At 54.4% G+C, this 13,643-nt stretch carries 14 protein-coding genes and 1 tRNA gene; 10 read left to right on the top strand and 5 right to left on the bottom strand.

Annotated features, from left to right (window positions below):
* Positions 1-14: 14 nt before the first annotated feature.
* Together bglA and QMG44_RS15370 are read right to left on the bottom strand one after the other, a co-directional pair.
* A complete protein-coding gene (gene bglA / locus QMG44_RS15375; RefSeq protein ID WP_020883728.1) occupies positions 15-1,448 on the bottom strand; it encodes a 6-phospho-beta-glucosidase BglA in 1,434 nt (477 codons plus the stop codon).
* A 116-nt stretch (positions 1,449-1,564) separates the two neighbouring features.
* Positions 1,565-2,296 carry a MurR/RpiR family transcriptional regulator gene (locus QMG44_RS15370; protein ID WP_086532136.1) on the bottom strand — a complete coding sequence of 244 codons (732 nt, stop codon included), beginning with the start codon at positions 2,294-2,296 and terminating at the stop codon, positions 1,565-1,567.
* Positions 2,297-2,562: 266 nt separating this feature from the next.
* Here QMG44_RS15370 and QMG44_RS15365 point away from each other — a divergent pair, with 266 nt between their 5' ends.
* On the top strand, positions 2,563-3,222 hold the full coding sequence (locus QMG44_RS15365) for a hemolysin III family protein (protein WP_014171517.1): 660 nt from the start codon (positions 2,563-2,565) through the stop codon (positions 3,220-3,222).
* A gap of 109 nt (positions 3,223-3,331) precedes the next feature.
* On the opposite strand, the gene ygfZ is transcribed toward QMG44_RS15365, so the two are convergent.
* Positions 3,332-4,312: a tRNA-modifying protein YgfZ gene (gene ygfZ / locus QMG44_RS15360; protein ID WP_079231695.1), complete on the bottom strand. Its 981-nt coding sequence runs from the start codon at positions 4,310-4,312 to the stop codon at positions 3,332-3,334.
* A gap of 294 nt (positions 4,313-4,606) precedes the next feature.
* Here ygfZ and sdhE point away from each other — a divergent pair, with 294 nt between their 5' ends.
* Positions 4,607-4,873 (top strand): FAD assembly factor SdhE, encoded by a 267-nt coding sequence (gene sdhE / locus QMG44_RS15355; protein WP_003863437.1) that lies wholly within the window; start codon positions 4,607-4,609, stop codon positions 4,871-4,873.
* A complete protein-coding gene (locus tag QMG44_RS15350; protein ID WP_086532137.1) occupies positions 4,854-5,264 on the top strand; it encodes a protein YgfX in 411 nt (136 codons plus the stop codon). Before sdhE ends, QMG44_RS15350 begins: the two co-directional genes overlap by 20 nt.
* A gap of 6 nt (positions 5,265-5,270) precedes the next feature.
* Here the strand turns inward: QMG44_RS15350 and fldB are convergent, their stop codons facing one another.
* Positions 5,271-5,792 (bottom strand): flavodoxin FldB, encoded by a 522-nt coding sequence (gene fldB, locus QMG44_RS15345; RefSeq protein ID WP_014171513.1) that lies wholly within the window; start codon positions 5,790-5,792, stop codon positions 5,271-5,273.
* 101 nt (positions 5,793-5,893) lie between these two features.
* Here fldB and xerD point away from each other — a divergent pair, with 101 nt between their 5' ends.
* From xerD to lysS, 5 genes are all read left to right on the top strand, one after another.
* Complete coding sequence (gene xerD / locus QMG44_RS15340) at positions 5,894-6,790, top strand: site-specific tyrosine recombinase XerD (protein ID WP_086532138.1); 897 nt, start codon at positions 5,894-5,896, stop codon at positions 6,788-6,790.
* A 23-nt stretch (positions 6,791-6,813) separates the two neighbouring features.
* Positions 6,814-7,527, top strand: a complete 714-nt coding sequence (gene dsbC, locus QMG44_RS15335) for a bifunctional protein-disulfide isomerase/oxidoreductase DsbC (RefSeq protein ID WP_020883731.1) — start codon at positions 6,814-6,816, stop codon at positions 7,525-7,527.
* Between the two features lie 5 nt (positions 7,528-7,532).
* Positions 7,533-9,266 (top strand): single-stranded-DNA-specific exonuclease RecJ, encoded by a 1,734-nt coding sequence (gene recJ, locus QMG44_RS15330; RefSeq protein WP_044866092.1) that lies wholly within the window; start codon positions 7,533-7,535, stop codon positions 9,264-9,266.
* A 90-nt stretch (positions 9,267-9,356) separates the two neighbouring features.
* Positions 9,357-10,455, top strand: a protein-coding gene (gene prfB / locus QMG44_RS15325) for a peptide chain release factor 2 (RefSeq protein ID WP_104440355.1) whose coding sequence is annotated in 2 segments (ribosomal slippage) — positions 9,357-9,431 and positions 9,433-10,455 — 1,098 coding nt in all. Because the reading frame shifts where the segments join, the coding sequence is not laid out codon by codon here.
* Between the two features lie 9 nt (positions 10,456-10,464).
* A complete protein-coding gene (lysS, locus tag QMG44_RS15320; RefSeq protein WP_025203283.1) occupies positions 10,465-11,982 on the top strand; it encodes a lysine--tRNA ligase in 1,518 nt (505 codons plus the stop codon).
* Between the two features lie 39 nt (positions 11,983-12,021).
* Here the strand turns inward: lysS and idi are convergent, their stop codons facing one another.
* Positions 12,022-12,564 (bottom strand): isopentenyl-diphosphate Delta-isomerase, encoded by a 543-nt coding sequence (idi, locus tag QMG44_RS15315; RefSeq protein ID WP_086532139.1) that lies wholly within the window; start codon positions 12,562-12,564, stop codon positions 12,022-12,024.
* 162 nt (positions 12,565-12,726) lie between these two features.
* Here idi and actS point away from each other — a divergent pair, with 162 nt between their 5' ends.
* Complete coding sequence (actS, locus tag QMG44_RS15310) at positions 12,727-13,467, top strand: amidase activator ActS (protein ID WP_014171504.1); 741 nt, start codon at positions 12,727-12,729, stop codon at positions 13,465-13,467.
* Positions 13,468-13,547: 80 nt separating this feature from the next.
* Positions 13,548-13,621: transfer RNA gene (locus QMG44_RS15305), tRNA-Gly, on the top strand.
* Positions 13,622-13,643 lie beyond the last annotated feature (22 nt).

The raw sequence follows: 13,643 nt of genomic DNA, 5'->3' as shown, positions 1-13,643 counted from the left end.
AGAGGAGAAAAGCGTTAAAGCGTCTCGCCGTTGCTGGCAATCACGTCTTTGTACCAGTTAAAGCTCTTTTTCCGCGAGCGTGACATATCGCCGGTACCGTCGTCGTGCTTGTTCACATAAATAAAGCCGTAGCGCTTGCTGTACTGGCCGGTAGTAAACGACACGCAGTCGATGCAGCCCCACGGGGTATAACCCATCAGATCCACGCCATCATACGTGACGGCTTTCATCATCTCTTCCACGTGCGCACGCAGGTAGTCGATGCGGTAGTCATCGTTGATGCTGCCGTCTTCTTCTACTTTGTCGTAGGCGCCAAAGCCGTTTTCCACGATAAACAGCGGTTTCTGATAACGCTCGTACAATTCGCACAGGGAATAGCGCAGACCCACCGGGTCAATCTGCCAGCCCCAGTCAGAGGCTTTCACATGCGGGTTCGGTACGCTGCCTTCAAAGCCTGAGATAGCATCGCCAGTACCGCCTTCCGCTTTCACGGCGTTGGTCATGTAATAGCTGAAGCCCAGATAGTCACAGGTGCCTTCACGCAGGATCTCCTCGTCACCCGCTTCCATATGGATGGTGAAGCCACGGCGTTCCCATTCATTAAGCACATAGGATGGGTAGTAACCGCGCAGCTGGACATCGGTAAAGACATAGCGTTCACGCATGGATTCCTGTGCAAACATCACGTCCTCTGGTTTACAGGAGAACGGGTAGAGCGCCACCATTGCCAGCATACAACCGACTTTCATTTCCGGGTTAATGCGACGCGCCGCTTTCACCGCCAGCGCGCTGGCAACGAACTGGTGGTGCAGCACCTGGTACATGGTCTCTTCCGGATTGTCATGCTCGGTATAAACCACGCCTGAGCAGCAGTAGCCAAACAGCGGCGCACGCCAGTTACGCTGGTTGTTGATCTCGTTAAAGGTCATCCAGTATTTGACCTTATTTTTGTAGCGCTCAAACACCACTTCCGCGAAGCGCACAAAGAAATCCACCACTTTACGGTTGGTCCAGCCGCCGTACTCCTGCACCAGGTGGAGCGGCATTTCGAAGTGGGAGAGGGTAATGACCGGTTCAATATTGTATTTCAGCAGCTCATCGAACATGTCGTCGTAGAACTTCAGGCCTTCTTCATTCGGCTGTGTTTCATCCCCTTTCGGGAAGATACGCGTCCAGGCGATAGAGGTGCGGAAACATTTGAAGCCCATCTCAGCAAACAGTTTGATGTCTTCTTTGTAATGGCCATGGAAGTCGATAGCTTCGTGGTTCGGATAGTATTTCCCCGGCACGACTTCCTGCGTGATTTCGCGCGGCACGCCGTGCGCACCGCCCGTTAAGACATCGCAGATACTCGGCCCTTTACCGCCTTTGTTCCAGCCGCCTTCAACCTGGTGAGCGGCCACTGCGCCGCCCCATAAAAAGTCTTTTGGTAGGGTAAGTTTTTTCATCGCTGCTATTCTCAGTAAATGACATATTGCGTTCGAGTCTAGCAAAGCGGAATTAAATGTCACGATATAACAATTCGCTGAAAATGTAATTTGTCACATCGAAAAAACAGGGTGTTTTATTCTGTCAGTTTCTTCGCCAGTTTCCGGCCAAGCGATTCGAGAATATAGATGACGGGTATTTGTGTGGTGATATCGTACACGCCGCCTATCCGCATCTGAGGGGCATGCCAGGAGAGGTTAAAGTCCGCGAGCTTTGCCAGGCGCGAGTGCTCGTGGCTGGTAATGGAGAGCACTTTGCAGCGATGCAGGCTAAACTGGCTGGCAAAGCGCAGGATCTCTTCGGTTTCACCGGATACCGACAGCACAATCGCCAGCGCGTTTTTAGCCATATCATTGGTGACCGGGAAATAAGGATCGTCGATGTGGTTGCTGAATTTACCGATATTCGAAAAGAAGCGTGCGCCATATTTTGCCAGCGAGCCAGACGTGCCCGCGCCGACAAATATAATACGTTCGGAAGATAAAATAATATCGACCGCCTCGTCTAATAAAGCATCGAACTCTTCGTTATTAACGCCTTTAAAGAAGCTGATAATTTCGCTGGCACCAAAATTTGGCTGCTGAGGTTCGTTCTGCTCTAAATAGAGCTTAAAGCGCACGCGGAATTCAGAGTAGCCTTCGCAGTTGAGTTTGCGGCAAAAGCGCAGGATAGTGGTCGTTGAGACGCCGGCCGCATCCGCCAGCTCGCGGATGGTCATGTACATGACTTTGTCACGATTTTTAATGACATAGTTGTAGACCATCATTTCCAGATTATTGAGACTGGCAATGGCGGCGTGGGTGAACATACTCACAATGGCGAAACTCTCATTCAGACATCATTTATCCATCATAACATGCAGCAAGTCGGCAGGATCCAATTTTATGCCCTTGATTCTTAATGATTAAATTTTAATGTGAACAAATGTTAGGTGAATAATTTGTTTATGTTCATGATTTATAGATAAAAATTATGTTTGTGAAATTATTTTAGCTAACAGGTGTTCACTGGAATCATTCTCAGTTAGCATAGACAGGTGATGAATATTCATCGTTAGTTTTCCCGGAGTTTTGTATGGTGAGCAGACCATTAATTGCACAGGGATATTCGCTGGCTGAGGAAATAGCCAACAGTATTAGCCACGGTATTGGCCTGGTTTTTGGGATTGTCGGTTTAGTGTTATTGCTGGTGCAGGCGGTGGATACGAATGCCAGCGCAATGGCCATTACCAGCTACAGTCTGTATGGCGGGAGTATGATCCTGCTGTTCCTGGCGTCGACGCTGTACCACGCTATCCCGCATCAACGGGCCAAGATCTGGCTCAAGAAATTCGACCACTGCGCTATCTATCTTCTTATTGCAGGGACCTACACGCCTTTCCTGCTGGTGGGTCTTAACTCGCCGCTGTCGCGTGGCCTGATGATTGTTATCTGGAGCCTGGCGCTACTGGGGATCCTGTTTAAGCTGACCATTGCGCACCGGTTTAAGGTGCTGTCGCTGGTGACCTATCTCACGATGGGCTGGCTTTCGCTGATTGTGGTTTATCAACTGGCGATCAAGCTGGCGGTAGGGGGCGTGACGCTTCTGGCCGTTGGGGGCATCGTCTACTCGCTGGGCGTCATTTTCTATGTCTGCAAGCGTATCCCGTACAATCATGCTATCTGGCATGGGTTTGTGCTGGGCGGTAGCGTGTGCCACTTTTTAGCGATTTATCTCTATGTGGGACAGGTTTAATTTCAGGACGTTGATCTTCTTGCCTCCGCCCTCTCTTCGTGAGAGTAAGCAAAAAAAACGGTAACCGTCAGGTTACCGTTTTTTTATCTCGTCGCCGGGCAATGACGCCTTACTCTTCCAGCGAATACGGCAGTGGCTCAATGCTCAGTGTATTGGCATCGTCACGCACGCGGAACACGCTGTCGGCTTCCATATCGTTGTTCATGACGGCCTGAACCAGAAGGCGGCCATCATCCAGTTGAACTGCGGCTAACACCGTGCCTGTACGGCGCCAGTTCTCGCCCATCTTCAGCTCTAAATCTTCACCAGCGTCAGGCACGCGGCTGGCGTGGCCCGCCAGGGTCCACAGTGCGCGTTTGTTGGCTCCGCGGAATTTGGCGCGTGCCACCATCTCCTGGCCGGTATAGCACCCTTTCTTAAAGCTAATGCCACCCAGCGCCTGCAGGTTGGTGGCCTGAGGAATGAACTGCCCGCTGTTTGCGGCGTCAATCACCGGCAGCCCGGCTTCAATGTTCAGCGCCAGCCACTGTTGGCTGTTATTAAACTGGGCTTCACCGCGCAGCGCCTCGGTGACGCGTTCGGCGGTCGCGGTATCCGTGACTAACAGAAAGCGTTCCGCCGGGTGTTCAAACCACAGGATAGACGTTGCGCCTTCGCTGACGACCTGTTTCTGGGCATCCGGGAGTTCACTGAACAGATTTTTCAGCGCCGCACGGGCCTGGAAGCCTGCCACGCCCAGCAGAACGTGTTCATCATCCGCGGCGATAGTGACTTTTGAGAAGACCGCGTATTTTTTCAGCTCGGTGAGCTGCGCGTCCCGCAGGCTGCGGCGCTCAATAAAGGCAAAACCCTCCTGGCGACGGAACAGGCGCAGGTTGCTCCACATCTTCCCTTTTGGATCGCAGTGTGCGGCCAGCAGATGCTGGTGTTCGTCCATCTGGCTGACGTCGGCGGTTACCTGGCCCTGCAGGTATTTTTCGCTGTCTGCACCGGTGAGTGTCGCCAGCGCCCAGTCATCAAGAGTAATAAGCGTCAGCGGCAGACGCGCAGAGGCGGCGGGCTGGCGAGGAGAAAATGGTGTAAAGGCCATAACGATATCCTGAATTGCTTAACGCTTTGATAATGCCTAATGGTAAAAGAGCCTGCTGGCATTGCAAGCGCTTTCAACAGGCCATTTGTGCCATAACCCGGTTATGCGTAGCGCCACGCAAAATAGTGTAATCCGCTGTCTTTATAGGGTTTATTGTGGAAGCGCGCTCGTGGTTCGCAATATTCCAGTAAAGAAACGGTCAAAAACACGTTACACTAGCTGGTGTCCCCGCAGAGAAATCAAGAACACTGGACGGGGTGCCGACTGTGCCAAACGTAATGCAGGAAACAGAACATGGATATTAACAACAAGGCCCGTATTCACTGGGCGTGCCGTCGCGGCATGCGTGAACTTGATATTTCCATCATGCCTTTCTTCGAATATGAGTATGACAGCTTAAGCGATGATGATAAGCGTCTGTTTGTTCGCCTGCTTGAGTCTGACGATCCTGATTTATTTAACTGGCTGATGAATCACGGCAAACCCGCCGACACCGAGTTGCAACGGATGGTGCAATTAATTCAAACACGGAATCAGGAACGTGGTCCTGTGGCAATCTGACCTTCGCGTCTCGTGGCGCTCGCAGTGGATGTCGTTGTTGCTCCACGGCCTGGTCGCGGCCTTTGTGTTACTGATGCCGTGGCCGCTTAGCTATACGCCTCTGTGGCTGCTGTTGCTGTCGTTTGTGGTGTTTGACAGCGTGCGCAGCCAGCGCCGCATTCATGCCCGTCAGGGGGAGATCAAATTACTGATGGATTCCCGCCTGCGCTGGCAGGGAAAAGAGTGGGAAATTCTCGGTCTGCCCTGGATGATCGCTTCCGGCATGATGCTGCGGCTACGTAGCGTGGACAGCGGGCGTCGCCAGCATCTGTGGCTGGCTGCGGACAGTATGGATAGCGCTGAGTGGCGGGACCTGCGTCGGATGTTATTACAGCAACTGACGCAGGAGTAATTCGCGTTAGCTGAACTGTTCTGCCATTTCGCCCAGAATCTGCTCACACCAGCTTTGCAGGCGCTCATCGCTGAGATCGTACTGGTTGGTTTCATCCAGTGCCAGCCCGACAAACAGCTGCCCATCGGCAATAATCGGTTTCTTACTGGTGAACTCGTACCCTTCGGTTGGCCAGTAACCGATAAACGTGACGCCCTTCGGTGCCAGTTTGTCGTGCAGCATGCCGAGTGCGTCCAGGAACCACTCACCGTAACCCAACTGATCACCCATGCCGTACATGGCAATGATTTTGCCGTCGAGGTTAAGCGTATCAAGCTGGTCCCAGATGGCTTCCCAGTCTTCCTGTATTTCGCCGAAATCCCAGGTCGGGATGCCGAGGATCAGCACGTCGTACTGCTCCATCAGCGTAAGCGCGTCATCTTTCAGGTTATGCAACGTCACCAGTTCCGGGCCAATGATGTCCCGAATTTTCTCTGCCGCCATTTCGGTGTAGCAGGTGCTGGAACCATAGAACAGACCAATATTCATCGCGTGACTATCTCAATTCTTGCTTTGACTTTGCGCGTAGTGTACCAGAAACCGATCGCAATCAGGCATAATGGCCTGACTGCAGAATCAAAGGGGCTGATGTGGAAAAGGATCTCGCACTCATCGAACAGTTTCTCGATGCACTGTGGCTGGAGAAGAACCTGGCCGAGAATACGCTCAGTGCCTACCGGCGCGATCTCACCATGCTGGTGGAGTGGCTGGCGCACCGCGGGCTGTCGCTGGCGAACGCACAAAGCGACGACCTGCAGGCGCTGCTGGGCGAGCGGATGGAAGGGGGCTACAAGGCCACCAGTTCCGCACGTTTGCTCAGCGCAATGCGTCGGCTGTTCCAGCACCTCAACCGTGAGAAAATTCGCGAAGACGATCCCAGCGCGCTCCTGGCCTCCCCGAAACTCCCGCAGCGGCTGCCGAAAGATCTCAGCGAAGCACAAGTTGAGAGATTATTACAGTCACCCGCAGTTGACCTGCCGCTGGAGTTACGCGATAAAGCCATGCTTGAGCTATTGTATGCTACCGGTTTGCGTGTTTCTGAACTGGTCGGCCTGACGATGAGCGACATTAGCCTTCGTCAGGGCGTGGTTCGCGTAATCGGTAAAGGAAACAAGGAAAGGCTGGTGCCGCTGGGTGAAGAGGCGGTGTACTGGCTGGAAACGTATCTGGAGCACGGTCGTCCATGGTTGCTTAATGGCACTTCAATCGATGTCTTGTTCCCCAGCCAGCGCGCACAACAGATGACGCGGCAAACGTTCTGGCATCGCATCAAACATTACGCCACACTGGCGGGTATCGACAGTGAAAAGCTTTCGCCACACGTTTTGCGTCATGCCTTTGCGACGCATCTGCTGAACCACGGCGCCGACCTGCGCGTGGTGCAGATGCTGCTGGGACATAGCGATCTTTCCACGACCCAAATTTATACCCATGTCGCGACGGAACGGCTGCGGCAGCTACACCAACAGCACCACCCACGAGCGTGAGTGCCGACGAATTAGGATCTTATATGAAAAAGTCTTTCGCGCTGTTCACCCTGCTGGCAGCCTCATTTACCGGTTTTGCCCATGCGGATGACGCCGCTATCAAACAGTCTCTGGCGAAGCTAGGCGTCACCAGCAGTGATATCCAGTCTGCACCGGTTGCCGGCATGAAAACGGTTCTGACGAACAGCGGCGTGCTGTACGTGACCGAAGACGGAAAACACATTATTCAGGGGCCAATGTACGACGTGAGCGGTGCACAGCCGGTCAACGTAACCAACCAGCTGCTGATGAAAAACCTGAACGCGCTCGAAAAAGAGATGATCGTTTATAAAGCGGCGCAGGAAAAACACGTCATTACCGTCTTCACCGACATCACCTGTGGCTACTGCCATAAGCTGCATGAAGAGATGAAAGATTACAACGCGCTGGGGATCACCGTGCGTTATCTGGCCTTCCCGCGCGCGGGCGTTGAGAGCAAGCCAGAGCAGGATATGAAAGCTATCTGGTGTGCGAAAGACCGCAACAAAGCCTTTGATGACGCGATGAATGGCAAAGGCGTGCAGCCTGCATCCTGCGACATTGATATTGCTAACCACTACGCGCTGGGTGTGCAGTTTGGCGTGAACGGTACGCCAGCGATTGTCCTGAGCAACGGCTATGTTGTTCCGGGTTATCAGGGACCTAAAGAGATGAAAGAGTTCCTTGACGCGCACCAGAAACAGTTTGGTGGTAAATAATTCGCGTGAAAGCCCCAATAAAACTGCGCCGCCGTGAGGCGGTGGAACATGCTGATTTGCCTGACGACCTCCCGCCGCTGCTAAAGCGGCTTTACGCCAGCCGTGGCGTGCGTACCGCCGCCGATCTTGAGCGCAGCGTTAAAGGGATGTTGCCATGGCAGCAGTTAAACGGCATCGAAAAAGCCACAGAAATACTCTACAACGCGCTGTGTGAAGGTACGCGTATTGTGGTAGTGGGGGATTTTGATGCTGATGGCGCAACCAGTACCGCGCTGAGCGTGCTGAGCCTGCGCGCGCTGGGCTGCGACAACGTGACATATCTGGTGCCGAACCGGTTTGAAGATGGTTACGGCCTCAGCCCGGAAGTGGTCGATCAGGCCCATGCCCGCGGCGCACAGCTGATCCTGACCGTAGACAACGGGATCTCTTCCCATGCGGGCGTCGATCATGCGCATCAGTTGGGGATCCCGGTGCTGGTTACCGATCACCACCTGCCGGGTGAAACGCTGCCTGCCGCGGAAGCGATCATCAACCCGAACCTGCGCGACTGCGATTTCCCGTCGAAATCACTCGCAGGCGTCGGCGTGGCATTTTATCTGATGCTGGCGTTACGCACGCTGCTGCGTGATAAGGGCTGGTTCGACGCCCGCGGTATTGCCGTGCCGAACCTGGCCGAGTATCTCGACCTGGTCGCACTGGGGACCGTCGCAGACGTGGTGCCGCTCGATACCAATAACCGTATTCTGACCTGGCAGGGCTTAAGCCGCATCCGGGCGGGCAAATGCCGTCCCGGTATCAAAGCGCTGCTTGAGATTGCTAACCGCGATCCGCTCAAGCTGGCGGCAAGCGATCTGGGCTTCGCCCTGGGGCCTCGCCTGAACGCGGCCGGCAGACTGGACGACATGTCCGTTGGCGTCGCGTTGCTGCTGTGCGACAACATTGGTGAAGCGCGCGTGCTGGCTAATGAGCTGGACGCCCTGAACCAGACCCGTAAAGAGATTGAACAGGGAATGCAGGTTGAAGCGCTGACCCTGTGCGAAAAGCTGGAACGCAGCGGCGATACGCTGCCGGGCGGCCTGGCGATGTATCACCCTGAGTGGCATCAGGGCGTGGTGGGCATTCTGGCTTCGCGTATTAAAGAGCGTTTCCACCGCCCGGTCATTGCGTTTGCACCGGCTGGTGATGGCACCCTTAAAGGCTCCGGGCGTTCGATTCAGGGGCTGCACATGCGCGATGCGCTGGAGCGTCTGGATACCCTCTACCCGGGTCTGATGCTCAAGTTCGGCGGCCATGCCATGGCGGCAGGTTTGTCGCTGGAAGAGGCGAAGTTCGACGAGTTCCAGCGTCTGTTCGGCGAGCTGGTCACCGACTGGATTGACCCGGCCCTGCTGCAGGGCGAAGTGGTTTCCGACGGCGAACTCACGCCGGTTGAGATGACGATGGAAGTGGCACAGATGCTCCGGGATGCAGGGCCGTGGGGGCAGATGTTCCCGGAACCCTTGTTCGATGGCCGCTTCCGTCTGCTGCAACAGCGCATTGTTGGTGAGCGCCATCTGAAAGTGATGGTCGAGCCTGTAGGCGGTGGCCCGCTGCTGGACGGTATTGCCTTTAACGTCGATACCGCTGTCTGGCCGGACAACGGCGTGCGCGAAGTTGAGCTGGCTTACAAACTGGATATAAACGAGTTCCGCGGTAACCGCACCCTTCAGATCATCATCGACAATATCTGGCCAATTTAGCGGCAGTAATCTCTATAAAAAAGGGCGTGGATTCGGTACAATCCCGCTCTTATCACCGCATTTTGACAAGTCCATAAAAGAAAACAGACCATGTTTGAAATTAATCCGGTAAAAAACCGTATTCAGGACCTCACGGAGCGCTCTGACGTTCTTAGGGGGTATCTTTGACTACGATGCCAAGAAAGAGCGTCTTGAAGAAGTAAACGCCGAGCTGGAACAGCCGGACGTCTGGAACGAACCTGAACGCGCGCAGGCGCTGGGTAAAGAGCGTTCCTCTCTCGAAGCTATCGTAGATACGCTGGATCAAATGGCTCAGGGGCTGGAAGATGTTTCCGGTTTACTGGAGCTGGCCGTCGAAGCTGACGACGAAGAAACCTTTAACGAAGCCGTGGCTGAACTCGACGTGCTCGAAGAGAAGCTGGCACAGCTTGAATTCCGTCGCATGTTCTCCGGTGAATACGATAACGCTGACTGCTATCTCGATATTCAGGCAGGTTCTGGCGGTACCGAAGCCCAGGACTGGGCCAGCATGCTGATGCGCATGTATCTGCGCTGGGCGGAAGCCCGCGGCTTCAAAACCGAAATCATCGAAGAGTCTGAAGGTGAAGTGGCCGGTATTAAATCTGTCACCATCAAGATTATTGGCGATTACGCCTACGGCTGGCTGCGTACCGAGACGGGGGTTCACCGCCTGGTGCGTAAGAGCCCGTTCGACTCCGGCGGCCGTCGTCACACCTCCTTCAGCTCCGCGTTTGTCTATCCGGAAGTTGACGAAGATATCGATATCGACATCAACCCGGCGGATCTGCGTATCGACGTTTACCGCGCATCCGGCGCGGGTGGTCAGCACGTTAACCGTACGGAATCTGCGGTGCGTATCACCCACATTCCAACCGGGCTGGTGACGCAATGCCAGAACGACCGTTCCCAGCATAAGAACAAAGACCAGGCCATGAAGCAGATGAAAGCGAAGCTTTATGAGCTGGAGATGCAGAAGAAAAATGCTGAGAAACAGGCGATGGAAGATAACAAATCTGACATCGGTTGGGGCAGCCAGATCCGTTCTTACGTCCTTGATGACTCCCGCATCAAAGACCTGCGTACCGGGGTTGAAACCCGTAACACGCAGGCGGTGCTGGATGGCAGCCTGGACCAATTTATCGAAGCAAGTTTGAAAGCAGGGTTATGAGGAACCAACATGTCTGAACAACAAGCACAGGGCGCTGACGCGGTAGTCGATCTTAATAACGAACTGAAAACCCGCCGCGAGAAGCTGGCAGCACTGCGCGAGCAGGGCGTGCCGTTCCCGAACGATTTTCGTCGTGACCATACCTCAGACCAACTGCACGCTGACTTCGACGGTAAAGAGAACGAAGAGCTGGAAGCGCTGAACATCGAAGTGGCCGTTGCTGGCCGCATGATGACCCGTCGTATCATGGGTAAAGCCTCCTTCGTGACGCTGCAGGACGTTGGCGGCCGTATTCAACTGTACGTCTCCCGTGACGACCTGCCGGAAGGCATCTACAACGAGCAGTTCAAGAAGTGGGACCTGGGCGATATTCTGGGGGCGAAAGGTAAGCTGTTCAAAACCAAGACCGGTGAGCTGTCTATCCACTGCACCGAACTGCGTCTGCTGACCAAAGCCTTGCGCCCGCTGCCGGACAAATTCCATGGCCTGCAGGATCAGGAAGCGCGTTACCGTCAGCGTTACCTGGATCTCATCTCCAACGATGAATCCCGTAAGACCTTCAAGATTCGCTCTCAGATCATGGCCGGTATCCGCCAGTTCATGGTTAACCGCGACTTTATGGAAGTGGAAACCCCAATGATGCAGGTGATCCCAGGCGGTGCGTCTGCACGTCCGTTCATCACCCATCACAACGCCCTCGATCTGGACATGTACCTGCGTATCGCGCCGGAACTGTACCTGAAGCGTCTGGTCGTCGGTGGTTTTGACCGCGTGTTCGAAATCAACCGTAACTTCCGTAACGAAGGCATCTCCGTGCGTCATAACCCAGAGTTCACCATGATGGAACTCTATATGGCGTATGCGGATTATAAAGATCTGATCGAGCTGACCGAATCTCTGTTCCGTACCCTGGCGCAGGACATTCTGGGCACCACTAAAGTGCCTTACGGTGAAGAAGTCTTCGACTTCGGCAAGCCGTTTGAAAAACTGACCATGCGCGAAGCGATCATGAAATACCGTCCAGAAACCAACATGGCCGATCTGGATAACTTCGACTCTGCGAAAGCGATCGCGGAAAGCATCGGTATCAACGTTGAGAAGAGCTGGGGTCTGGGCCGTATCGTGACCGAGATCTTCGAAGAAGTGGCCGAAGCGCACCTGATTCAGCCGACCTTCATCACCGAATACCCGGCAGAAGTTTCTCCGCTGGCACGTCGTAATGATGTGAACCCGGAAATCACTGACCGCTTTGAGTTCTTCATCGGTGGCCGCGAAATCGGCAACGGCTTTAGCGAGCTGAACGATGCAGAAGATCAGGCTCAGCGCTTCCAGGATCAGGTTAACGCGAAAGCGGCGGGCGATGACGAAGCGATGTTCTTCGACGAAGACTATGTGACTGCGCTGGAGCACGGTCTGCCACCAACCGCAGGTCTGGGGATTGGTATCGACCGTATGGTTATGCTGTTCACTAACAGTCACACCATCCGTGATGTGATCCTGTTCCCGGCGATGCGCCCGGTGAAGTAAGCCGTTAAGACAGTAAAAAAAGCCCCGAAAGGGGCTTTTTTATTGCGCCGCGAAGACCCTGAGCGCGTCGCGGGCGACCGTCGCTTCCTGCACCATCCACGGGCTAAAGCTCCAGGGGGCAGCGTCCAGTGCGCGGAACAACGCTTCCAGTTCGACCCATTCATACTCCAACACTTCATCGTGATTAATATGCAGTCCGCTGGTGACGCGTGCTGCGAATACCGGGCAAATCTCGTTCTCCACGATCCCCGAAGGATCGGCTTCACGGTAACGGAATTCAGCGGCGATGGGGGTGATATTGGCGATCTCGGCGCCAACCTCAAAGCGGCAACGGCGGATGATAGCCTGTTCCGTCTTTTCACCGGACTGAGGATGTCCGCAAACGGAGTTGGTCCAGACCCCTGGCCAGGCTTTTTTGCTTAAGGCGCGTCGGGTAACCAGACACTCACCTCTGGCGTTAAAAAGCCACGATGAGAAAGCCAGGTGCAGCGGGGTGTGGGCGGTGTGCGCGGCGTACTTTTCCTGAGTGCCAATCACCATTCCCTGGTCATTTACCAAAATAACGTGTTCTTGAATACTCATTGATGCTCCAGTGCCAACGATGCGGATGGCTCAGCACCATCAGCAGCTGCATTATACTGCATTCCTCCATGCGCCGTTTGCTCTCAAGAGCGGAAAAGGGCTGACCCATATCAGTCTGGGCTGGTATCATAGTGCGCCATTCACGCTGACCGAGGATCTGTTTTGTTTGCAGGAAGCCTGACGAGAAATCCCATTACCGCCGTTTTTTGTCTGACGCTGACACTATTACTGGCAGGCTGTTCAGGAAGCAAGTCGTCGGATATGGGCAGCTATTCCGGCGCGGTCTATACCGTTAAGCGCGGGGATACGCTGTATCGGATTTCGCGCGCAACGGGGACCAGCGTGAAGGATCTGGCGCGTCTGAATAACATCTCGCCACCCTACACCATCGAGGTGGGGCAGAAACTGAAGGTTAACGGTGGCGCGTCTTCAACGAAGAAATCCTCAAAAGGCAAAACAGCCAAAGTGACGCCGTCTTACGCGGTGCCGCAGTCCTCATGGCCTCCGGTCGGCCAGCGTTGCTGGGTCTGGCCTGCCAGCGGCAAAGTCGTGTTGCCTTACTCCTTGTCTGAGGGAGGCAATAAAGGCATTGATATCGCTGCTGCGCGCGGCACGCCAGTCTATGCATCAGGAGCAGGGAAGGTGGTCTACGTCGGCAACCAGCTGCGCGGTTACGGTAACCTGATCATGATTAAACATGGGGAAGATTACATCACTGCCTATGCCCACAACGATACGATGCTGGTGAACAACGGGCAGAATGTGAAGGCTGGGCAGAAGATTGCCACCATGGGCAGTACCGGCACGGACTCGGTGAAGTTACACTTCCAGATCCGCTATCGCGCCACAGCCATCGATCCGCAGCGTTATCTTCCGGCGCCAGGCAGCAAGCCAAAGTGCTAAGTGATTATATAATCGCCATTTAGTTGCAAAGAGGCTTGTATGAAGAGGCGTAAGGTCTATAATGCCTTACGCACCTCAAAGCGGGCGTAGTTCAATGGTAGAACGAGAGCTTCCCAAGCTCTATACGAGGGTTCGATTCCCTTCGCCCGCTCCAATTTCAATTCCCCAGAACTCCA

It is taken from the genome of Enterobacter sp. 200527-13 (genome assembly GCF_027924865.1).
Taxonomy (GTDB): domain Bacteria; phylum Pseudomonadota; class Gammaproteobacteria; order Enterobacterales; family Enterobacteriaceae; genus Enterobacter; species Enterobacter ludwigii.
Note: the sequence above shows the minus strand (reverse complement) of the source record. Positions and strands in the feature narration are given on the sequence as shown.

What these genes read in the sequence shown, in the direction of transcription:
- sdhE (WP_003863437.1), top strand. Translation starts at nt 4,607, where the DNA reads ATGGATATTAACAACAAGGCCCGTATTCACTGGGCGTGCCGTCGCGGC.
- bglA (WP_020883728.1), bottom strand. Translation starts at nt 1,448, where the DNA reads ATGAAAAAACTTACCCTACCAAAAGACTTTTTATGGGGCGGCGCAGTG.
- QMG44_RS15370 (WP_086532136.1), bottom strand. Translation starts at nt 2,296, where the DNA reads ATGTTCACCCACGCCGCCATTGCCAGTCTCAATAATCTGGAAATGATG.
- idi (WP_086532139.1), bottom strand. Translation starts at nt 12,564, where the DNA reads ATGAGTATTCAAGAACACGTTATTTTGGTAAATGACCAGGGAATGGTG.
- ygfZ (WP_079231695.1), bottom strand. Translation starts at nt 4,312, where the DNA reads ATGGCCTTTACACCATTTTCTCCTCGCCAGCCCGCCGCCTCTGCGCGT.
- fldB (WP_014171513.1), bottom strand. Translation starts at nt 5,792, where the DNA reads ATGAATATTGGTCTGTTCTATGGTTCCAGCACCTGCTACACCGAAATG.
- dsbC (WP_020883731.1), top strand. Translation starts at nt 6,814, where the DNA reads ATGAAAAAGTCTTTCGCGCTGTTCACCCTGCTGGCAGCCTCATTTACC.
- lysS (WP_025203283.1), top strand. Translation starts at nt 10,465, where the DNA reads ATGTCTGAACAACAAGCACAGGGCGCTGACGCGGTAGTCGATCTTAAT.
- QMG44_RS15365 (WP_014171517.1), top strand. Translation starts at nt 2,563, where the DNA reads ATGGTGAGCAGACCATTAATTGCACAGGGATATTCGCTGGCTGAGGAA.